The organism is Streptomyces sp. NBC_01320 (assembly GCF_035974375.1).
GTDB classification, from domain to species: Bacteria; Actinomycetota; Actinomycetes; order Streptomycetales; family Streptomycetaceae; genus Streptomyces; species Streptomyces yanii.
Genome location: NZ_CP108390.1, coordinates 9,157,544 through 9,176,511, shown reverse-complemented (window position 1 = coordinate 9,176,511; position 18,968 = coordinate 9,157,544). Strand labels below are relative to the sequence as shown.

General features: G+C 70.6%; 23 protein-coding genes and 2 pseudogenes. 11 read left to right on the top strand and 14 right to left on the bottom strand.

Annotation, left to right across the window (positions count from 1 at the left end):
• Positions 1-62: 62 nt before the first annotated feature.
• From OG395_RS41760 to OG395_RS41730, 7 genes are all read right to left on the bottom strand, one after another.
• On the bottom strand, positions 63-746 hold the full coding sequence (locus OG395_RS41760; RefSeq protein WP_327247550.1) for a uracil-DNA glycosylase: 684 nt from the start codon (positions 744-746) through the stop codon (positions 63-65).
• 77 nt (positions 747-823) lie between these two features.
• Positions 824-2,404: an ABC transporter substrate-binding protein gene (locus OG395_RS41755; RefSeq protein ID WP_327247549.1), complete on the bottom strand. Its 1,581-nt coding sequence runs from the start codon at positions 2,402-2,404 to the stop codon at positions 824-826.
• 118 nt (positions 2,405-2,522) lie between these two features.
• Positions 2,523-3,278, bottom strand: coding sequence for an SDR family oxidoreductase (locus OG395_RS41750; RefSeq protein WP_327247548.1), 756 nt, complete (start codon positions 3,276-3,278; stop codon positions 2,523-2,525).
• 20 nt (positions 3,279-3,298) lie between these two features.
• Positions 3,299-4,060, bottom strand: a complete 762-nt coding sequence (fabG, locus tag OG395_RS41745; protein ID WP_327247547.1) for a 3-oxoacyl-ACP reductase FabG — start codon at positions 4,058-4,060, stop codon at positions 3,299-3,301.
• 202 nt (positions 4,061-4,262) lie between these two features.
• A complete protein-coding gene (locus tag OG395_RS41740; RefSeq protein ID WP_327247546.1) occupies positions 4,263-4,646 on the bottom strand; it encodes a DUF3037 domain-containing protein in 384 nt (127 codons plus the stop codon).
• On the bottom strand, positions 4,643-5,557 hold the full coding sequence (locus OG395_RS41735) for a HipA family kinase (protein WP_327247545.1): 915 nt from the start codon (positions 5,555-5,557) through the stop codon (positions 4,643-4,645). Before OG395_RS41735 ends, OG395_RS41740 begins: the two co-directional genes overlap by 4 nt.
• 178 nt (positions 5,558-5,735) lie before the next feature.
• Entirely contained in the window at positions 5,736-5,924 is a 189-nt protein-coding gene (locus tag OG395_RS41730; RefSeq protein WP_327247544.1) for a hypothetical protein, read from the bottom strand.
• A 355-nt stretch (positions 5,925-6,279) separates the two neighbouring features.
• Between OG395_RS41730 and OG395_RS41725 the strand changes: the two genes are divergently transcribed.
• The 3 genes from OG395_RS41725 (at position 6,280) to OG395_RS41715 (ending at position 7,097) form a co-directional block, all read left to right on the top strand.
• On the top strand, positions 6,280-6,405 hold the full coding sequence (locus OG395_RS41725) for a hypothetical protein (RefSeq protein ID WP_327247543.1): 126 nt from the start codon (positions 6,280-6,282) through the stop codon (positions 6,403-6,405).
• 27 nt (positions 6,406-6,432) lie between these two features.
• Complete coding sequence (locus OG395_RS41720; RefSeq protein ID WP_327247542.1) at positions 6,433-6,585, top strand: hypothetical protein; 153 nt, start codon at positions 6,433-6,435, stop codon at positions 6,583-6,585.
• A 65-nt stretch (positions 6,586-6,650) separates the two neighbouring features.
• On the top strand, positions 6,651-7,097 hold the full coding sequence (locus OG395_RS41715) for a Rieske (2Fe-2S) protein (protein WP_327247541.1): 447 nt from the start codon (positions 6,651-6,653) through the stop codon (positions 7,095-7,097).
• On the opposite strand, the gene OG395_RS41710 is transcribed toward OG395_RS41715, so the two are convergent.
• A complete protein-coding gene (locus tag OG395_RS41710) occupies positions 7,081-7,746 on the bottom strand; it encodes a cysteine hydrolase (RefSeq protein ID WP_327247540.1) in 666 nt (221 codons plus the stop codon). The two genes, OG395_RS41715 and OG395_RS41710, sit on opposite strands and share 17 nt — an antisense overlap.
• A gap of 143 nt (positions 7,747-7,889) precedes the next feature.
• On the opposite strand from OG395_RS41710, the gene OG395_RS41705 reads away from it, so the two are divergent.
• A complete protein-coding gene (locus OG395_RS41705; RefSeq protein WP_327247539.1) occupies positions 7,890-8,360 on the top strand; it encodes a pyridoxamine 5'-phosphate oxidase family protein in 471 nt (156 codons plus the stop codon).
• A gap of 24 nt (positions 8,361-8,384) precedes the next feature.
• Here the strand turns inward: OG395_RS41705 and OG395_RS41700 are convergent, their stop codons facing one another.
• Positions 8,385-9,314: a LysR family transcriptional regulator gene (locus OG395_RS41700; protein ID WP_327247538.1), complete on the bottom strand. Its 930-nt coding sequence runs from the start codon at positions 9,312-9,314 to the stop codon at positions 8,385-8,387.
• 74 nt (positions 9,315-9,388) lie between these two features.
• Between OG395_RS41700 and OG395_RS41695 the strand changes: the two genes are divergently transcribed.
• On the top strand, positions 9,389-10,396 hold the full coding sequence (locus OG395_RS41695; protein ID WP_327247537.1) for a DMT family transporter: 1,008 nt from the start codon (positions 9,389-9,391) through the stop codon (positions 10,394-10,396).
• Here OG395_RS41695 and OG395_RS41690 read toward each other — a convergent pair.
• Positions 10,387-11,718, bottom strand: a complete 1,332-nt coding sequence (locus OG395_RS41690) for an aminotransferase class I/II-fold pyridoxal phosphate-dependent enzyme (protein ID WP_327247536.1) — start codon at positions 11,716-11,718, stop codon at positions 10,387-10,389. The genes OG395_RS41695 and OG395_RS41690 overlap by 10 nt on opposite strands.
• Before the next feature lie 35 nt (positions 11,719-11,753).
• On the opposite strand from OG395_RS41690, the gene OG395_RS41685 reads away from it, so the two are divergent.
• Positions 11,754-12,449: a pyridoxamine 5'-phosphate oxidase family protein gene (locus OG395_RS41685; protein ID WP_327247535.1), complete on the top strand. Its 696-nt coding sequence runs from the start codon at positions 11,754-11,756 to the stop codon at positions 12,447-12,449.
• 46 nt (positions 12,450-12,495) lie between these two features.
• Here the strand turns inward: OG395_RS41685 and OG395_RS41680 are convergent, their stop codons facing one another.
• Both OG395_RS41680 and OG395_RS41675 read right to left on the bottom strand, forming a co-directional pair.
• Positions 12,496-13,452, bottom strand: coding sequence for a DMT family transporter (locus tag OG395_RS41680; protein WP_327247534.1), 957 nt, complete (start codon positions 13,450-13,452; stop codon positions 12,496-12,498).
• Positions 13,453-13,610: 158 nt separating this feature from the next.
• Positions 13,611-14,618 (bottom strand): EamA family transporter, encoded by a 1,008-nt coding sequence (locus OG395_RS41675; protein ID WP_327247533.1) that lies wholly within the window; start codon positions 14,616-14,618, stop codon positions 13,611-13,613.
• 9 nt (positions 14,619-14,627) lie between these two features.
• Between OG395_RS41675 and OG395_RS41670 the strand changes: the two are divergent.
• Positions 14,628-14,843: pseudogene (locus OG395_RS41670) on the top strand (hypothetical protein); the annotation flags it as partial.
• Between the two features lie 59 nt (positions 14,844-14,902).
• On the opposite strand, the gene OG395_RS41665 reads toward OG395_RS41670, so the two are convergent.
• Entirely contained in the window at positions 14,903-15,454 is a 552-nt protein-coding gene (locus tag OG395_RS41665) for a Clp protease N-terminal domain-containing protein (protein ID WP_327247532.1), read from the bottom strand.
• Between the two features lie 245 nt (positions 15,455-15,699).
• Here OG395_RS41665 and OG395_RS41660 point away from each other — a divergent pair.
• Positions 15,700-15,893: pseudogene (locus OG395_RS41660) on the top strand (hypothetical protein).
• A gap of 78 nt (positions 15,894-15,971) precedes the next feature.
• Positions 15,972-16,403, top strand: a complete 432-nt coding sequence (locus tag OG395_RS41655) for a type II toxin-antitoxin system Rv0910 family toxin (protein ID WP_327247531.1) — start codon at positions 15,972-15,974, stop codon at positions 16,401-16,403.
• 79 nt (positions 16,404-16,482) lie between these two features.
• Here the strand turns inward: OG395_RS41655 and OG395_RS41650 are convergent, their stop codons facing one another.
• Positions 16,483-17,091, bottom strand: coding sequence for a PadR family transcriptional regulator (locus OG395_RS41650; RefSeq protein WP_327247530.1), 609 nt, complete (start codon positions 17,089-17,091; stop codon positions 16,483-16,485).
• A gap of 130 nt (positions 17,092-17,221) precedes the next feature.
• Between OG395_RS41650 and OG395_RS41645 the strand changes: the two genes are divergently transcribed.
• Complete coding sequence (locus OG395_RS41645) at positions 17,222-18,025, top strand: class I SAM-dependent methyltransferase (protein WP_327247529.1); 804 nt, start codon at positions 17,222-17,224, stop codon at positions 18,023-18,025.
• Between the two features lie 86 nt (positions 18,026-18,111).
• Positions 18,112-18,933 carry a PhzF family phenazine biosynthesis protein gene (locus tag OG395_RS41640; RefSeq protein WP_327247528.1) on the top strand — a complete coding sequence of 274 codons (822 nt, stop codon included), beginning with the start codon at positions 18,112-18,114 and terminating at the stop codon, positions 18,931-18,933.
• Positions 18,934-18,968: the final 35 nt, after the last annotated feature.

Below are 18,968 nucleotides of genomic sequence, written 5' to 3'. Positions count from 1 at the left end.
GCCACGGCACGACCCGACGGAGACCCCCGGGGGCCCGGGGCCTGTCGGGCGGGTCGGACGGATCAGCCGAGATCGGGGATGCGCCAGTCGATGGGCTGGTGTCCCTGCGCCGCGACGGCCTCGTTGATCTGCGTGAACGGACGGGATCCGAAGAACTTCTTCGCGGACAGCGGTGACGGATGTGCGCCCTTCACCACCGCATGGCGCTCCTCGTCGATCAGCGGAAGCTTCTTCTGGGCGTAGTTGCCCCAGAGCACGAAGACCGCCGGATCGGGCCGCGTGGCCACCGCTCGGATCACCGCGTCCGTGAACTTCTCCCAGCCCTTGCCCTTGTGCGAGTTGGCCTCGCCGGCGCGGACCGTCAGCACGGCGTTGAGCAGCAGGACGCCCTGCTCGGCCCACGGCATCAGATACCCGTTGTCCGGGACCGGCAGGCCGAGCTCCTCCTTCATCTCCTTGTAGATGTTCCGCAAGGAGGGCGGTGTCCTGACGCCGGGCCGCACGGAGAAGCACAGCCCGTGCCCCTGCCCCTCGCCGTGGTACGGGTCCTGGCCGAGGACCAGGACCTTCACCTTGTCGTACGGAGTGGCTTCCAGGGCCGCGAAGACCTGCTCGCGGGGCGGGTAGACCGGCCCCTTGGCCCGCTCCTCCTCGACGAACTCGGTGAGCTCCTTGAAGTACGGCTTCTGCAGCTCTTCGTCGAGGACGCCGCGCCAGGACTCGGGCAGCAGGTCGGTGTCGGTCACTTCAACAACCTCCGGTACACAATCGGTTCTTGACCACAGAACCTACCGGGGGCCACTGACAACCGGCCGGGCGAGCCCTACCAGCTGGCCTTGCGGTACAGCTCCCACATCTGCATGACCGTCTGCGGGTCCAGCGCGCGCTCGCCGCCACCGATGTCGTCGCCCGCCGCGACATAGAGCTTGCCCTGCCACAGAGGCAGCAGCCGGACGTCGTCGACCAGGATGTTCTGCGCCTGCTCGAACTGCTTGCTGACCGCGCCCCGGTCGCTCTCCTGGCGGGTCTGCGGCAGCAGGTGCTGGGTGATCTCGGTCTTGTCGTACGGCATCCCGGTGACACTCTCCTTGCCCACGAAAGGAGCGATGAAGTTGTCCGGGTCCGGGAAGTCCGGGAACCAGCCGCGGCCGAAGACCGGGTACTGGCCCTTGGTGAAGCCCTCCTGGAACTTCTTCCACGGCAGGCCCTTGAGCGTGATCTTGAACAGACCCGACGCCTCCAGCTGACGCTTCAGCTCACCGAACTCGGGTTCGGTCGACGAGCCGTACCGGTCGGTGGTGTACCAGAACGTCATCGCGACGGGCTCGGTGATGCCCGCCTTGACCAGGATCTGCTTGGCCTTCTGCCGGCTCGGGTTGCCGAAGGTGTCGAAGAAGCTGGTGGTGTGGCCGGCGATACCCTTGGGGATCATGGAGTACAGCGGCTCGGCGGTGCCCTGGTAGACCTTGGCGACGAGCGCGTCCCGGTCGACGAGCTGTGCGACGGCCCGACGGACGGCGGGGTTCCCCGCAGCCGGGTCCTCGGGATTGAAGACCAGGAATCGGATGTCGGCGCCGACGGTCTCGACCAGCTGCAGCTTGCTGTTCTCGTCCTTGTTGTCCTCGAGGTTCACCACCTCCTCCGCGGTGAGACCGCGGTAGGTGGCGTCGATCTCGTTCCTCTTCAGCGCGTCGACCATGGGGGCGGACCCCTCGAAGTACCGGATGGTCACGGCGTTGTTCTTGCGGTTGGCAAAGCCCTTGTAGCCCTGGTTCTTCACCAGCTCGGCCCGGTCCCCTGGCACGTACTTGTCGAGGAGGTAGGGGCCCGATCCGGTGACCTTGCCGTCCTCGCGGAGCTTGTCCTTCGGGTAGTCGCTGGGCGCCACGAGGGACATCGCGGGGGTGGCCAGAATGAACGGGAACGTGGCGTCCGGCCTGTTCAGATGGAAGATGACGGTGTCGTCGCCCTTGGTCTCGACCCGGTCGAGCGAGCCGAGCATGCCAAGGGGGCCGCCTTTGACCTTGATGGTCGTGATCCGGTCGATGGAGTACTTCACAGCCTCGGCGTCGAGCTTGTCCCCGTTGGAGAACTTCAGGCCCGTCTTGAGCGTGCAGCGATAGGCCGTGCTGGTCCGGTCCGTGAACACACAGGAGTCCGCGGCGTCGGGCTCCGGGCTGGTACTGCCGGTGGGGAAGCTCACCAGGGTCTGGAAGACGTTGCGCATCAGCTCCCACGAGTTGTCCCATGCCGCCGCCGGATCGAGGGTGGAGGGCTCACTCGTGGTACCGACGGCTATCTTCTGCTTCGCCTCCGAGCCATCGTCGGAAAGCAGACCGCAGCCGGCCAGCAGAGAAAGGGAAGCAAGGGCTGCAGCGGCCTGCAGCCTGGCCCGGTAGAACACGTGTACGCTCCTCGATCGGCCATGGGTCGGCAGACCATACCGCAGCGCCCCGTCGGGTCAATCCGCAGGTCCGACGGGGCACTTGAGTCAATCGGGGCCAAACCGGCGCAGGCTGTGCTCAGCCCACGCCCGCATTCAGGAAGATGCCTCCGTCGACCACCAGCGTCTGGCCGGTGATCCACTCGGACTGGCTCGACGTGAGGAACGCGGCGGCCCCGCCGATGTCCGCGGGGACACCGAGCCGACCGAGCGGATAGGCGGCTGCCGCCTCCGCCTCGCGCCCCTCGTACAGCGCCTTGGCGAACTTGGTCCTGACCACGGCCGGAGCGATCGAGTTGACCCGGACGACCGGGGCGAACTCGTGCGCCAGCTGCAGAGTCAGATTGACCATGGCCGCCTTGCTCATGCCGTACGCGCCGACGAAGGGCGAGGCGGAGAGACCGGCGACCGAGGCGATGTTGACGATCGCCCCGCCGTTCTCCTTCTGCCAGGCCTTCCAGGTCTGCTGGGCGAAGCCGAGCGCCGAGATCACATTGGTCTCGTAGACCTTGCGCACGACATTGAGGTCGAGCTCGGCGATCGGGCCGAACACCGGGTTCGTACCGGCGTTGTTGACCAGGAAGTCCACGCGGCCGAACGCCTCCATGGTGCGCTCGACCGCCGCCGCCTGATGCGCCTCGTCGTGCGCCTTGCCCGCGACGGCGATGACCCGGTCGGAGCCCAGCTTCTCGACGGCCTCCTTGAGGGCGTCCTCGCCGCGCCCGGTGATGCACACCCGGTCGCCGCGGGCGACGAGTGCCTCCGCGATTCCGTAACCGATCCCCCGGCTCGCGCCCGTGATGAGCGCGACCTTTCCGCTGTCCTGCACAGTCATGATGTCTGCCGCCCTTCGCGTCAGTTGAGCGGTCCGCCGGCGACGTACATGACCTGGCCGGAGACGAAGCCCGCGTCGTCGCCGGTGAAGAAGGCGATGGCGTTGGCGATGTCCTCCGGGCGGCCGACGCGCTGCACGGGGATCTGGGTGGCGGCGGCGGCCTGGAACTCCTCGAAGCCCATGCCGACCCGGGCCGCGGTCTGCGCGGTCATCTCGGTGACGATGAAGCCGGGGGCGACGGCGTTGGCGGTGATGCCGAACTTGCCGAGCTCCTTGGCGAGGGTCTTGGTGAAGCCCTGCAAACCGGCCTTGACGGCGGAATAGTTCGCCTGACCGCGGTTGCCGAGCGCCGAGGACGAGGACAGCGAGACGATACGGCCGAACTTGGCGTCCACCATGTACTTCTGGACGGCCTTGGCCATCAGGAACGCGCCCTTCAGGTGCACGTTCATCACGGTGTCCCAGTCGGACTCGCTCATCTTGAAGAGCAGGTTGTCGCGGAGCACGCCCGCGTTGTTGACGAGGATCGTCGGCGCACCGAGCTCGGCGGCGACCCGCGCCACGGCGGCCTCCACCTGGGCGCTGTCCGACACGTCGCAGCCGACGGCGAGGGCGGTGCCCCCGGCGGCGGTGATCTTCTCGACGGTGTCCTTGCAGGCCGCCTCGTCGAGGTCGAGTACGGCGACGGCGCGGCCCTCGGCCGCCAGGCGTACCGCGGTGGCGGCGCCAATGCCTCGCGCCGCTCCCGTCACGATGGCGACACGCTGCTCGGTGGTGGACATGCTTGGTTCTCCTCGCCCTTGGATCGCGGCTCAGCGGACGTCAGGAAGTTCCCGATGACTGAGCAACCGCTTAGTACCTTCAGCAGACGAGACGCTAGAAGCCCTGGCACTCGGTGTCAACGGCCCACGGGCGCAGCAGTGCATGTCACACCGGACGGCGCCGCGACCGCAGGGTCCGCGCGCGGCGCCGACAGTGGCCGGATCAGCGCACCAGCAGGTCGAGCAGCCGCTCGACCTCGGCCTCCGGATCGGCGGTGAGGCCGCTGTGCACGGCGCTCGGCTGGACCACCGTGGAGCGCGGGGCGATCAGCCAGCGAAAGCGCCGCCCGGCATCGTCACCGGCGGCCTGGCCGGCCGCGTCGCCGCCGCCGCAGACACCCTCGACGGCCCGCAGCGCCGCCCGGACCCCGACCACGTCGGCGTTCGGATCGAGCGCCCTCAGCTTGCTCTCGTCGAGATGGGTGCGGGCCGCCACGAAGGACTTGGCTCGGCAGTACACCAGCACGCCCGCGTTGAAGCACTCACCGCGCTCGACCCGGGGCACGACGCGCAGCAGCGCGTACTCAAAAACATCACGCTTGCTCACTGGCTGTCGTCCTTGCTGCTCTGCGCCTCGTCGGCCCGCCCGGCCGCCGCCTTCTCCGCCGCCGCCTTCTCGGCACGGTCCTTCTTCGTGGGGTGCGGCCACGGAGTGAGGTGCTCGGTCAGCCACCCCGGCGCGCGGGACGGCGTCGTCCTCATGGGCGCGTCCATCGAGATCCGCTCGTGGATGGTGGCGGCGCGCGCCAGCAGAGGCTCCACATAGGCGCGGCGCAGCGCATCCGTCGTGTCGAAACCGGGCTCGTCGACCAGCCACTCGTCGGGCACCTCGGCGGTCACCTCGGTCAGCAGCTGCTCGGTGACGAGCGGGGCGAGCTCGGCGGCTGCGGCGGCGATGTCCGGGCCGAAGGGCGCGAGCACATGGTCGGAGGCGTTGTACGGCTTGGCCGCGGAGGCCTGCGCACCCGGCCAGTTGTGGTGCCAGATCATCGTGGCGCCGTGATCGATGAGCCATGCGTCCCCGTGCCAGACCAGCATATTGGGGTTCCGCCACGACCGGTCGACATTGTTGATCAACGCATCGAACCACACGATCTTCCCGGCCTCTGCCGGGTCCACCTGGTAGGCGAGCGGATCGAACCCGATCGAGCCGGGCAGATAGTCCATTCCGAGATTCAGCCCGCCGCTCGCCTTGAGCAGTTCCTGCACCTCTTGGTCCGGCTCCGCGAGCCCGATGACCGGGTCGAGCTGGATGGTGACGAGCTCCGGGACCCGCAGTCCCAGCCGCCGGCCGAGTTCCCCGCAGATGACCTCCGCGACGAGGGTCTTACGGCCTTGTCCGGCGCCGGTGAACTTCATGACGTAGGTACCGAGATCGTCAGCCTCGACGATCCCGGGGAGTGAGCCGCCCTCACGCAGGGGCGTGACATAGCGGGTCGCTGTGACTTCGGTGAGCATTTTATCAGGCTATCCGTTCATTCAGCCTTGCCATCAAAGGGACATGACCCTCGCCTCCGTCTCCTGACTCAGCGGCCTGGCGGCCTGGGGAGAATCTGGGGATTTTCAGCCGAGAGACGCCCCCGCCCCCAACAACCATCGGCGGGCTCCCACCACCAGCGTAGGCGCCGTGATCGCCTCATCCGCCCAGGAACCGCAACAGCTCGAAGGAGAGCATCGTCGGCCGGTGGGCGGAAGCACCACCCGACGAGGCCGGGTGCGACGACCAACAACTGCTTCTGAAAATAAGGGATATGCCCTTGATCAGGTGCCGGGCGAGCAGGATGTCATGCGCGACGGGGTCGCCCGACACAACGGCTTCGTCCACGAAGACGCACCCTCCCGCTTCACCGGCCACCAGCTCTGCGACGCCGGCTCGTGGTTGCACGCCCCGCACCGACCGATCGGGCAGTCCTTCCACCGGAACGCGCCGGCCGGGCGGGCGTCCATCCGCCCGCACCGGAGGCCGCCGCCCGCGTCAGGAGGGACGAGACGAACGGATGGGCCACCGCCTCCGGCCCGTGCCTGCTGCACGCCCCGCACACAGCGCCGTCGACGACGTGCTGACGACAGGGCTGACCGTCCCCGGGGCGACCCTGAGACCGCCCCGGGGGCCGACGCCTGACAGCCGGCCCCCGGGGCACCGAACCACTCTCCCGAGCACCACGGAAGGAACACGCACCGTGCAGGCCGAGGTCATCGTCGTCCGAGCCGGGCTCGCGGGTCTGGTCGCCGCCCACGAACTCCCCGATCCCTGCCTGCCCGGCTACGACACGCTCGGCGCCGTGCCGCCAAGCTGCACGTCCTGACCGCGAGACACCGTGACCGTCGCCCACATGCTGCGTTTCTCCGTCCCGCTGCCGGCGGCGGGACGACCGCTCACGGTGCTGCCGCTATCCGGGTCGACCCACCTGGTCACCCAGGAGGAGACGGCGGCCCACCCGTCGGTCCTGGAGCCGGACGTCCTGAGAAAATCCCTCGGTCGTTGAACATGGGACATCGACCGCACGTATCCCCGGTCGAAGCCATGAACACCGCGGAAGGGAATGCCAGCATGAGCGCATCGCAGGAGCACGAGGTCCGTCCCGGGCGTCGCACCGTCGTCGCAGCCGCCGGTGCCGTCGGAGTGGCCGCCGTACTCACCGCGTGCGGCGGCTCGAAGGACTCGGGCGGCTCGGCCGCCGTCGGGCAGGCCGGTGCCGGCGGTGCTGCGGGCGTCCTGGCGAAGACCGCCGACATCCCCGAGGGCGGCGGGAAGGTCTTCGCCGACAAGGGTGTCGTCGTCACGCAGCCGAAGGCCGGGGAGTTCAAGGCGTTCTCGTCTAAGTGCACCCATCAGGGGTGCGCGGTGTCGAGCGTCTCGGACGGCACGATCAACTGTCCGTGTCACGGCAGCAAGTTCGACGCCGCGACGGGCAGTGTGTCGGCGGGCCCGGCCACCGAACCGCTGCCCGCCGCATCGATCAAGGTCGAGGGCGACTCGATCACGCTCGCCTCGTAGGTCGGGACCTGGCCCTGCGGGGGCTCTGCCAGCAGCCCAGCACGTCCTGCGTGGTGGTGACGGTGGCGACGAGGGCGAGCGTGTTACGGATCATCGCGGGGGTGTAGTCGACGGGCACCCCCGCGATGGCGTCGGCCGGCACGACCGCCGTGTACCCGAGATTCACCGCGTCGAAGACGGCGTTGGGGATGGCGACATTGGCCGAGACACCGGCGACGACGAGGGTGCGGCAGCCGAGATTGCGGAGCAGCGCGTCCACATCGGTGCCGGCGATGGGCGAGAGGCCGTGCAACCTGCGTACGACGATGTCCTCGTCGGCCACCTCGATGGGCGCGGCAATCCGGACCGCCGTGGTGCCGGAGTGCTGCTGCACGGGCAGGCGCCCGGCGGCCCGGAAGAGGCGGGCGTTGTGGTTGGCACCGCGCCCGTCGGGGCGCCGTTCGGCGACTGCGTGCAGCACCTGGACACCGGCCTCGTGGGCGGCTGCGACCAGCCGGGCGACATGCTGGAGGGCGCCGGATCCGCGCGCCGCTTCGGCGAGTTCGGGCAGTGCGCTGTCGGGGCCCACGACTCCCTGCTGGCACTCGACCGTCAGGAGTGCGGTGGTGGCCGGATCGAGTTGCTCGGCGAGCTGTTCCCTGGACGGCACGGCTGCCCCTCTCGGTGGCTCATGGCGTCTGCCCGCGGACTTTCTGCCGACAGCCGGGCGCGCGAGGTTAACGGCCATTGCGCCGGGAGGGAAGAGGATCCATGATTTCTGACACTTGGTCAGCTACTTGGAGGGGGCGCCCCATGGCCGTCAGTCAGCGACGGGGCCGTCGGATCATGATGACGGACGCGGAACGCGACACGTACCTCACGGAGCAGCGCACCTGCCGGGTCGCCACCGTCTCCGCCGGCGGTCGCCCGCACATCGGGGCACTCTGGTTCGCCTGGGACGGCACCTCGCTCTGGCTGTACTCGATCACCCGGTCCCTGCGCTGGTCACAGCTGCGCCAGGACCCGAGGATCGCGGTGGTCGTCGACGACGGGGTGGAGTACGGAGAACTGCGTGGCGTCGAGCTCTCGGGCCAGGCAGCCTTCGTCGGCGAGGCCCCTCGTACCGGCGAGGACTGTCCCGAACTGGACTTTCCGGAGCGACTGTTCGCGGCGAAGTACTTCGGGATGGACGTGATGCCGCACGACGGGCGGCACGCGTGGCTGCGGCTCACCCCGGAGGCGATCGCCTCCTGGGACTTCCGGAAACTGGCAAACCCGGCCTGATTCCACCGCCCCACCGTCACGAGGTCAGGCCGCACCGTCCCCGTTCAACGGAGCGTCGAACTCCCGGCCCGCCGCATGCAGAGCCGCAACCGCTGCCCTGATCGACGGGCGACGGTCCGCGTCCGCCCGCCACACGGCGTGGACGTGCCGCCTCATCTTCTGCCGCACGGGCACGAGCCGCACCCCGTCCGGCACCGCCCCCCGCCCCAGCCGGGGCGCCACGCAGACGCCCACGCCGGCGGCGATCAGCGCGAGCTGGGTGTGGTGTTCGCCCGCGAGATGAGCGATGCGCGGCTCGATGCCCTTGGAGCGCAGCGTGAACATCAGCCAGTCGTGACAGAACTCGCCCTCCGGCCAGGAGATCCAGTCGTCGTCGGCGAAGTCCTCCAGATCCACTTCCGTCCGGTCCGCGAGCGGGTGACCGGCCGGCATCGCGATGTCCGGTGCGTCGTCGAGCAGTTCGGCCATGGCCAGACCGCCGGGGACCGGCAGCCTCTTGTTGCTCCAGTCGAGCACCACCGCCAGATCGATATCGCCCCGCATCACGGCACGGATGCCGACTTCCGGCTCCAACTCGGCGGTGCGCACCTTCAGTTCGGGGTGGTCCGCGCGCAGCGCGGCAAGCGTCGCCGGGAACAGTCCGCGCGCGGCTGTGGGAAACGCACCGAGCCGGACCTCGCCCACCACCTCTCCGCGCTGGGCCTCGATGTCTGACTGGGCGAGCTCGACCTGGGACAGGATCCTCGCGGCATGATCGGCGAGCAGCCGGCCCGCGTCGGTGAGCCGGACCCCGCGGCCGTTCCTGGCGAGAAGTTGCTGCCCCACTTCGCGCTCCAGTTTGGCGAGCTGCTGGGAGACTGCCGACGTGGTGACGTGCAGGCCCTCGGCCGCACCGCTCACCGAACCGAAGCGGGCGAGGGCGTCCAGGGTGCGCAGACGCTCCAGGTTCAACATGTAAGCAATGCTACGCGAAGGCTCCCAGAAAGTCTCACTTGTCCTACGCGGTTGAAGTTGTCATCGTTGTCCTCATGACCGCCCCCACCGCGACCGCCGCCCCCACCCGGGCGACCGGTGTCCCCGCTCCCTCCTCCGCATGCCGCCCCGCACTGGACTGGCGGATCCGCTTCGCGGCGCTCTCGCTCATCTGGGGCTTCAGCTTTCTCCTGATCAAGGTGGGCACCGAGGGGTACGCCCCGTTCCAGGTGACGCTCGGCCGGCTGCTGTCGGGGACGGCGGTACTGGCCGTCGCCATGGTGGTGCGCCGTGAGCGGCTGCCGCGCACCGCCCGCACCTGGGGCCATCTCGCCGTTGCCGCGTTCTTCCTCAACGCGCTGCCGTTCTCGCTCTTCGCCTACTCCGAACTGACCATCCCGTCGACGCTGGCCGGCATCTGCAACGCCACCTCGCCGCTGTGGGGCATGGCACTGTCCCTCGTCGCACTGTCCGAGGACCGGCCGACCCGTCGCCGCGTGGCGGGACTCGGCCTCGGCTTCCTCGGTGTGCTGACGGTGCTGGGCGCCTGGCAGGGCTTCTCCGGGCTGGACTTCAGCGGCACGGCGATGGCGCTCCTCGCCTCCCTCAGCTACCCGGTCGGCTGGATCTACGTCCGCAGGACCCTGGCGGGCAGCGGGTCGTCCACCCTCGCCCTGACCGGCAGCCAGCTCTTCCTCGGCACCGTGCAGATCGCCCTGGTCACCCCTCTGTTCACGTCGGCACCGGACGGCTTCCCGCTGCTGCCGACGCTCGCCGTCGTCGCGCTGGGGGCGCTCGGTACGGGCCTTGCGGTGCTGATGCAGTACGGCCTGGTCCAGGAGGTCGGACCGACGACCGCACAGATGGTCACGTACTTCATTCCGGTCATCGCCACCGCGGCCGGGGTCGCCCTGCTCGGCGAACAGCTGACCTGGAACACCCCGGTCGGCGCCCTGATCGTCCTGGCGGGCGCCGCGCTGACCCAGAGCAGAGCCCGTAAGCCCAAGCCCGGACCGCTCGCCCCGTCCCGCCCGACCACCGAACGCCACCCGGCTCAGCCGTAATTCAACGGGCGGAGCGGTCCGGCCGCTGCCGCCACCGCATCCGCCAGCGGCTCGATGTCGGCCGCGGTGAGCGGTGACACGGTGAGCCGGACCCCCTGGGGTGCGGCGACCCGGAACCGCGCCCCGGGCGCCACCGCCCAGCCCGCGCCCAGCAGCCTGGCGACGGTCCCGGTCTCGTCGCTCACCGGCACCCACACATTCATACCGCTGCGGCCGTGCGCCTCGACACCGCGCTCGTTCAGCGCCCGGACGAGCGCGTCCCGCCGCTCCCCGTACGACCGGGCGACCGCGCCGGTGTCGACGGCGCCCGAGGTCAGCAGGTGCGCCACCGCCCGCTGCAGCAGCCTGCTGACCCAGCCGGGCCCCAGCCCCTGGCGCCCCAGGACCCGGTCGACCGTGACCGGGTCCCCGGTCAGCACGGCAACCCGCAGATCGGGCCCGTACGCCTTGGCGACCGACCGCACGAACGCCCACCGGTCCGTAACACCCGCCAGCGGGTGCAGCGGCAGATCGACGATGGCGTGCCCGTGATCGTCCTCGATCAGCAGCACTCCGCGGTGACCGGCGAGAACGCGGCGCAAGTCCGCGGCGCGCGCCGCCCCGACAGCGGCACCTGTCGGGTTCTGTGCACGGTCGGTCACCACGAGCGCACGGGCACCGGCGCCCAGCGCCCCTTCGACGGCGTCGGGCAGTGGCCCCTCGTCGTCCACGGGGATCGGCACGGGACGCAGACCCAGCGCCGGTACGAGATCGAGCAGGGAACCCCAGCCGGGGTCCTCGACGGCGACCGCGTCACCGGGCTTGAGATGGGCGACCAGCACCCGCTCGATCGCGTCCAGGGATCCGGAGGTGACGGCCACGGGCCCGGCCGGCACCCCGTCCGCGTCGAGGGCGGCGCGCGCCAGAGCGGCGAACTCCGGGTCCACCGGCACTTCTCCGTACATCCCCGGCCGCTCCGCATACGCCCGCGTGGCCGCCGCGAACGCCTCGTCCAGTGGTGGCAGCAACGCCGGATCAGGGTTCCCCTCTCCCAGATCACGCGCCCCGGGCGGCGCCTCGACCCGGAGCGAGCCACGCGCCGTACTGGCGGGGCGCGGACGCACCCGGCTCCCCCGGCGACCGGCCGTCTCGATCACCCCGCGCTCGCGAAGGGTGCGGTAGGCGGCCGCGACCGTATTCGGATTGACCTCCAGCCGGGCCGCCAACTCCCGCATGGGCGGCAGCACTTGCCCGGGCGCGAGCTCGCCCGACCCGACCGCTCGCTCGACACTCGCGGCAATCTCCGATGCACGCCGCCCGACGATCCGATACTCTTCTAGCACAAACACGATTATGCACTAGTGCAATGGAGTTGGCCATGCCGGACACCGCACCGCCGCAGACCACGGGCCCGGAGGCAGCAGCCCCGTACGAACCGACCGAGCGGACCGTCCCGACCCGCTCCCGGGAGCGGGCCTCGTACGACCGGGAGCTGGTCCACTCGATACTCGACGAGGCCTACCTCTGCCATCTCGGCTTCGTCCGCGACGGCGCACCGGTCGTCCTGCCCACACTCTTCGGCCGGATCGGTGAGCGGCTGTACGTACACGGCTCCACCGGCTCGCGGCCGCTTAGGCAGGCCGGCGAGACGGATCCCGGCCTGCCCGTCTGCCTCACGGTGACGCATGTCGACGGGCTGGTGCTGGCCCGCTCCGCCTTCCACCACTCGATCAACTACCGCTCCGCGGTGGTGCACGGCATCGCCCGCACGGTGACCGATCCGGAGGAGCGGCGTACCGCGCTCGACGCGATCGTCGACCACGTCGTCCCGGGCCGGACCGCGGACTCCCGCCCGGCGAACGCCAAGGAGCTCGCCGCGACGGCCGTGATCCGACTGGACCTCGACGAGGTCTCCGCGAAGGTGCGCACCGGCGGCCCGAACGACGATCCGGACGATCTCGCGCTGCCGCACTGGGCGGGCGTGGTTCCGCTGGCCCGCGGCTACCGTGCGCCCCAGCCGTCGGACGACCTCGATCCGGCCATCGCCGTGCCCGACTATCTGACCGTTCTCTGATGCCCCCGGGGGGCGGCCACCCCCCGGTGGCCGCCCCCCGGCGCAGTCAGGCGGTAACGGCCGCCCGGCGGCGGGTGCTCGCCGCACTGCGCGTCTCGGCGACCGCGAGCCCCGCCACCGCCGTGAGGAGCAGCAGCGTGCCGACCACCGTGGCCGCGGTGAGCTGCTCCCCGAGCACGACGACGGCGATGACCGCGGCGCTCACCGGTTCCAGCAGCATGATCACGGACACCGTAGCGGCCCGCACCACCGCGGCGCCCGCGAAGTAGAGCGCGTAGGCGAGCGCGGTGGGGACGGCCGCCACGTACACCAGCAGCCACACCACCTGGGCGGCGTCCGCGGTGTGCGGCACAAGCCCTTCCGCAGCCGCCATCGGCAGCAGCCCGAGCGCCCCGATCCCGAAGGCCCACGCGCTGGTGGCGAGCGGGTCCGAGCCGCCGCCGTCGCGACCGAGCCACCGGGTCAGCAGGGTGATGGCGGCGTATCCGGAGGCGGAGAGCAGCGCCAGCGCGACCCCGGCAGGACGCACCGCGGCGCCCTCGCCACCGAGCACCAGCACAGCGAGCCCCGCGAGCGCACCCAGCACCGCGGCAAGCCCTCCGCCACCGAGCCGCTCCCCCATGGTCAGCCGCGCGCCGACGGCGATGAGCACGGGCCCGGCCCCGAGCGTGACGACGGTCCCGACCGCGAGACCTGTCGCCTCGACGGCCGCGAAGTACGCGCTCTGGAACACGGTGAGGCCGACGCCGGTCCCGAGGATGCGCAGCAGGCGGCGCCGCCGCGACTCGGCGGGGACGGCTGCGCGTCGCGGCCGCAGCACGAGCGCGGCGAGCAGCAGCACGAGACCGCCGACGCAGCGCCAGAACGAGAGGGCGAGAGGACCGAGATCGCTGACCCGGAAGATCAGCGAGGCAGCAGCCCCTGCGGTCCCCCAGGCCACCCCGGCGACGATCAGATAGAACAGGCTCCGCCCGACGGGCAGGCGGGAAGCAGGATTCGACACGTGCACTTCTCCTGAGGAAGACAGATGGTGGTCGCTCGGCTCGGCACGCGGGCAGCGACGATCCGCTCGGGGACTTCCCGAGCCCGGTCTTCGTCAGGAGTGGCGGCCCGCGCTAGGCGGCAGGCGGCGGAAGCACGGTGAGATGCATGATCGGCACCTTACGTGGCGGCGCCGCGGGCGGACAACTCACCCTCGACGGCATCCCGGCCGCCACCCCCGCCCAGCCCCGACGCGACGGGCCCGGAGGGGGCCTTGGGGGTCGACGACTGGGCGATGAACGCACCGATCAGCACCATGGCGCCGCCGATGAGCTGCGGCACTGCGAGATGTTCCCCGAGCAGCACCCAGGCGAGCACGGTGGCGATGACCGCCTCCAGACAGGCGACGACACCCGCCACCGCCGGAGACAGCAGCCGCACCGAGATCACGCCAGTGACATAGGCGATCACGGTGGCGAGCAGCACGATCCAGCCGAGCAGCAACCAGGCGGGAACCTCCGTGCCGTTCATGCCGGTGCTGCCGCCGAGGACCGACCAGTCCATCCCCCAGGGCCGCGCCACCACCGTGAGGACGGCCGCACCGATCAGCAGTCCGTACGCGATGACGCCGACCGGATGCGGAGGCTCCACGCCCGCCGTGTCCCCGCTCCCCGGGTCGGAGAGGACGAAGTAGCCGACCTGGCAGCAGGCGGCACCGAGGGCAAGCAGCAGCCCGACGGCATCGAAGCTCAGCCCGGACCACACCTCGACCACGCAGGCAAGACCGCCGACCGCGAGAACGACGCCGACCGCGGCGGCCCGGGTGACGGGACGGCGCTGCACGAACCGGACCCAGCCGAGGACGAGCGCGGGCGCCAGATATTCGACGAGCAGCGCGACACCGACGGGGATGCGGGAGATCGCGGCGAAATAGCAGGCCTGGACGCCCGCGACGGCGAGCAGCCCGAAGCCCAGGAGCAGCACGGGACGGCTGCGTACGAGATCCCGGTGGCGCCACGCCACGGGAAGCATGACGAGGGCGGCGCCCGTCACCCGTAGCCACACCACATGGAGCGGGTCGAGCCCTGCCTCGATCAGCGGCTTGGCCGCCACCCCGGAACCACCGAATGCGAACGCCGAGGCCAGGGCTAGTCCCAGGCCGGCGCTTCTCCCCTGAGACGCGTGCATCGGCACATCATGACAGCTGCCGTCATGAGCGTCACCCCGGTGACCACTGTCGCACGTAACACTCCGATACCACCTTGGCCCCTGACCACCGTGACCGCCCCTCGCACCTCGCGCGCCGGCCGCCGCCGAGCCACCGAGACGCGCATCCTCACCGGCGCCCGGGAGCTGTTCGCGGAGAGACGCTTCGAGTGCACGACCATCCGGGCCGTGGCGGCTGCGGCGGGCGTCGACCCGGCTCTGGCCATGCGTCCGCCGCACCGAGGCGCCCGCGCGACGAAAAGCCGTCAGTCCCCGCCCGGCACATCGATAATCCGACCGGCGAGCTGCACCGCATCGACACCCGCCCGCTCCAGCACCTCGACAGCCCTGCACTCCGGGTCGGCGGCCAGTGCCGCGAGCAGATCGAGTCCGCCGGCCCGCACGTCCCCGCGCAGCTCCGCGCGCGCCCTGGCACCGGCCATCGCCGACAGAGCCGAGGGCGACCAGCCCTCCACCCCCGCGTCCCCTGCCTCGGCAACCACCCCAGTGACCACCGGAATCGCGCCGGAGTCCTCCACGGTGCCCTGCCAGCGAAGCCCGTAACCGATGGAGCGCTGCACGAGGTAGCCGAGCACCTTCGCGAGCTGCGGTCCACCCTCGAAGGCAGTGCGGACCTCGGGATCCGACTCGATGAGGGAATGCAGCAGATGAGCCGTGTCGATCTGCCGGTCGCCGTCGCGCAGCGCGCGCCTGCGGGCACCCGTCACCACCGAGGCCAGCTCATCGGTGAGTCTGGCTCCGAGTTCAGCACGGTTCGGTGCGGGCTGCTGAGGAATCCGCGGCGTCCGGTTTTGCACACCTCTCACCCCATCAGTCCCGGGGCGCCCGAGCATCCCCGGAGGGGCCCATTTACGCATCCCACCGAAGTTGGGGACACCAGAGCGGTTTCTCCTCCTTACGGATGAGATCTCGCCATGCGCGGACCCGATTGCCGGAAACGGCGCGCGCCGCCTTGCCCTGCGCTACCCGCACAACCGCAAGCCGTCCCGCACGCGTCCCCACGCCACACCACGTGCAGGGCGGCCTGGAGAGAGCAACAGAGGTGAGCTGGTCGGTCGCCCTGCCGGCGATCGACGGACGTGAGTACGTCCACCGGGCCCTCGCTCCCCGTGCCCCCTGCCCGCCGACCTGTTCCGGGCGGCGTTCCACTGCCACGACGACGGCCCGCACCCCCGCACCCGCGACCGGTTCGACGCGGCGCCGATCTGGCGCACAGAACTGACCGATCAGATCTGACAGTTCATCAGTATTGAATGTTTTCGCCACTGCGGCTACGTTCCGCGACACCGTAACCCGACGAGAAGGGGTGGTCGCATGGCCGAAGTCAGTGCCGAAGCGCGTATCGAAGCGCCGGCCGAGAAGGTCTGGGCCCAGCTGACGGACTTCACCGCGTACGGCCAGTGGAACGCCACCCACACCAGCTTCCCCAAGGGCGGCCCGGCCACACTCGAACTCGCGGCCACCTACGAGGAGAACATGAAGCTCATGGGCTTTCCCGCCGAGGTGACCTGGACCGTGGCGGAGCTGGAGACCGCCCGGCTGCTGACCACCAGGGGCAAGGGGCCGATGGGCGTCAATCTGGCGATGCGCTACTCACTGACACCCGACGGCGACGCCACCACGGTCCGGATCGACGGAGAGTTCACCGGAGCCGCGGTCTCCCTGATGGCGGGCAAACTCAAGGACTCGGCGACCGCGGCACTCGTCGAGTCGCTGCGCAAACTGGGCGGCCTGGTCGCCGCCTGACCACCACCGGACGAACGAAGGGCCCCGCGACTCAGCCACAGGGCCCTTCGCACCACACTCGTCGGGACCACCCCGTGGGTCAGTGCTCGTCGGCAAGGATCAGATAGAGCTTCTTCCGCGCGTCATTGATCACCGACAGCGCCTTCTGGCGCTGATCGGCCGAGCCGGTCTTCCAGACCTGGCCGAACGCCTCCATCAGACCGAAGCCGGCTTGCCGGATCTCGTTGACGCTCTCCCAGTCGACCCCGCGCCCGGCCTCTTCCCAGGGCGCGTCGGGCCCGGATTCCGCCTCGGTGCGGCCGGTGTCGGTGAGCGTGAACAGCTTCTTGCCGCCCTCACTCGCGCTGACGATCAGCCCCTCGTCCTCCAGCAGTTGGAGGGTCGGGTAGACCGAGCCGGGGCTGGGCCGCCAGGCCCCGCCGCTGCGCTCGCCGATCTCCTGGATCATCTCGTACCCATGCATCGACCGGTCCTTCAGCAACGCCAGGATCGAAGCGCGTACGTCACCGCGCCGCGCCCTCCCCCGGCCGCCGCCGCGACCGCGCCCCCCGCCGAAGGGGCCACCACCGAACGGACCACCCCCGAACGGCGGACCGAACTGCCCGAATGCGGCACGGCGGCCCTCGAAGTCGCCCCGACCGTGATGACCGGGCCCGCAGTGCCCATGCTCGTGTCCATGTGAACGCATCGCTACGCTCCTTCCATCGTTGATCTGTCGCGATGCGTCAACGATATATCGGAACTGGTCTTACGACAATCGCTTTGGAAGCCTTGCTTGCATACTTGCCCCGAGACGCACAGGACGAAGGCGATGCGACATGACTGCACCCGGCCCGGACCACGGCTACCTGCTCGACAACCGGCAGTCCGAGGCGGGCATCCGCTTCGGCGCCCTCGCCGAACTCTTCGACCCGGTGACCTTCCGGCATGTCGACCGGCTCGGCATCACCACGGGCATGCGCTGCTGGGAGGTCGGAGCCGGCGGCCCCTCCGTTCCCGCCGGCCTGGCCGCGCGAGTCGGTCCGACCGGCGCGGTGGTCGCGACGGACATCGATGTGTCGTGGGCGCAGGGCGCCGCGGACGACGTCGTCGAGGTACTGCGCCACGATGTCGCCGTCGATCCCCCGCCTCCCGGTGGCTTCGACCTGGTCCATGCCCGGCTGGTCCTGGTGCACGTCACCGACCGTGCCGAGGCACTGCGCCGCATGATTCAGGCGCTGCGGCCCGGCGGTGCACTCCTCCTGGAGGACGCCGACCCCCGGTTGCAGCCGCTCCTGTGCCCGGACGAGTCGGGCCCCGAACAGCGCCTCGCCAATCGCCTCCGGTCAGGCTTCCGCGAACTCATGGCGGCCCGCGGCGCAGACCTCGCCTACGGCCGGACCCTGCCCCGGCTGCTGCGCGAGGCGGGACTGGACGATGTGCAGGCCGATGCGTACTTCCCGATCACCTCACCGGCGTGCACCGTCCTCGAGGCCGCCACCGTGCGCCAGATCCGCGACCGGCTCGTGACGTCGGGGCTCGCCACCGACGAGGAGATCGACCGGCACCTGGAGAACGTCGCCACCGGACGCCTCGATCTGGCCACCGCTCCGCTCGTCTCCGCGTGGGGACGCCGGCCGTAACGTCCCGGGGAGGCTCTCGGAATCCCGGGCCGGCGGCCTGGAATTGGCCTTGGTCCGCCGCTCTGCAGAACCTCTACGGTCGTCCCATGAGGATTCGCATCGTCGACGCGTTCACCGACCGCGCCTTCACCGGCAACCCCGCAGCCGTCCTGCTCCTGGACTCCGAAGCATTCCCCGAAGCCGACCGCCTCCAGGAGATCGCCCTGGAGATGAACCTTTCCGAGACCGCCTTCGCCCATCCCCTGCCGCCGGGCGGTACGGCCGACTGGGCGCTGCGCTGGTTCACCCCGGCCACCGAGGTCGACATGTGCGGGCACGCCACGCTCGCCACCGCCCACGTCCTGCACACCACGGGTACGGCGAGCGGCACGGTGCGCTTCGCGGCGCGCTGCGGGATCCTCTCGGCCACCGCCCACGCGGACGGCTCGCTCACGCTCGACTTCCCCACGGCCCCACTGACCCCCGCCACCGCCCCGTCCGGGCTGGCCGCCGCCCTGGGCGCCGAGCCCCTGTCCGTGCTGGACACCGGCGAACACATCGGCGACCTCCTCGTGGAACTGGCCGACGAGACCTCCGTACGCGAACTGACGCCGGATTTCGCCGCGCTGGCCTCATGCTCGCGGCGCGGCATCATCGCCACGGCCCCCGCCGAGGACCCGGCCCGCGGCTACGACTTCGTCTCCCGCGGCTTCTTCCCCCGGGTCGGCATCGACGAGGACCCGGTCACCGGCAGCGCCCACACGGCACTGGCCCCCTTCTGGTCCGCCCGGCTCGGCCGTGACGAACTGACCGGGCTGCAGGTCTCAGCGCGGACCGGCCTGGTCCACACCTCGCTGCGCGGCGACCGCACCCTGCTGACGGGCAACGCGGTGACGGTCCTCGACGGCGAACTGCTGACCGGGTTCTGACAGCCGGGAAGGGCGTACGGGCTGCCGCGCACGCG

Bases quoted from the DNA above. Each gene is read 5' to 3' on its own strand.
- OG395_RS41750 (WP_327247548.1), bottom strand. From the start codon at position 3,278: ATGACTGTGCAGGACAGCGGAAAGGTCGCGCTCATCACGGGCGCGAGC.
- fabG (WP_327247547.1), bottom strand. From the start codon at position 4,060: ATGTCCACCACCGAGCAGCGTGTCGCCATCGTGACGGGAGCGGCGCGA.
- OG395_RS41735 (WP_327247545.1), bottom strand. From the start codon at position 5,557: ATGCTCACCGAAGTCACAGCGACCCGCTATGTCACGCCCCTGCGTGAG.
- OG395_RS41720 (WP_327247542.1), top strand. From the start codon at position 6,433: ATGCTGCGTTTCTCCGTCCCGCTGCCGGCGGCGGGACGACCGCTCACG.
- OG395_RS41715 (WP_327247541.1), top strand. From the start codon at position 6,651: ATGAGCGCATCGCAGGAGCACGAGGTCCGTCCCGGGCGTCGCACCGTC.
- OG395_RS41705 (WP_327247539.1), top strand. From the start codon at position 7,890: ATGGCCGTCAGTCAGCGACGGGGCCGTCGGATCATGATGACGGACGCG.
- OG395_RS41700 (WP_327247538.1), bottom strand. From the start codon at position 9,314: ATGTTGAACCTGGAGCGTCTGCGCACCCTGGACGCCCTCGCCCGCTTC.
- OG395_RS41695 (WP_327247537.1), top strand. From the start codon at position 9,389: ATGACCGCCCCCACCGCGACCGCCGCCCCCACCCGGGCGACCGGTGTC.
- OG395_RS41685 (WP_327247535.1), top strand. From the start codon at position 11,754: ATGCCGGACACCGCACCGCCGCAGACCACGGGCCCGGAGGCAGCAGCC.
- OG395_RS41675 (WP_327247533.1), bottom strand. From the start codon at position 14,618: ATGCACGCGTCTCAGGGGAGAAGCGCCGGCCTGGGACTAGCCCTGGCC.
- OG395_RS41655 (WP_327247531.1), top strand. From the start codon at position 15,972: ATGGCCGAAGTCAGTGCCGAAGCGCGTATCGAAGCGCCGGCCGAGAAG.
- OG395_RS41650 (WP_327247530.1), bottom strand. From the start codon at position 17,091: ATGCGTTCACATGGACACGAGCATGGGCACTGCGGGCCCGGTCATCAC.
- OG395_RS41645 (WP_327247529.1), top strand. From the start codon at position 17,222: ATGACTGCACCCGGCCCGGACCACGGCTACCTGCTCGACAACCGGCAG.
- OG395_RS41640 (WP_327247528.1), top strand. From the start codon at position 18,112: ATGAGGATTCGCATCGTCGACGCGTTCACCGACCGCGCCTTCACCGGC.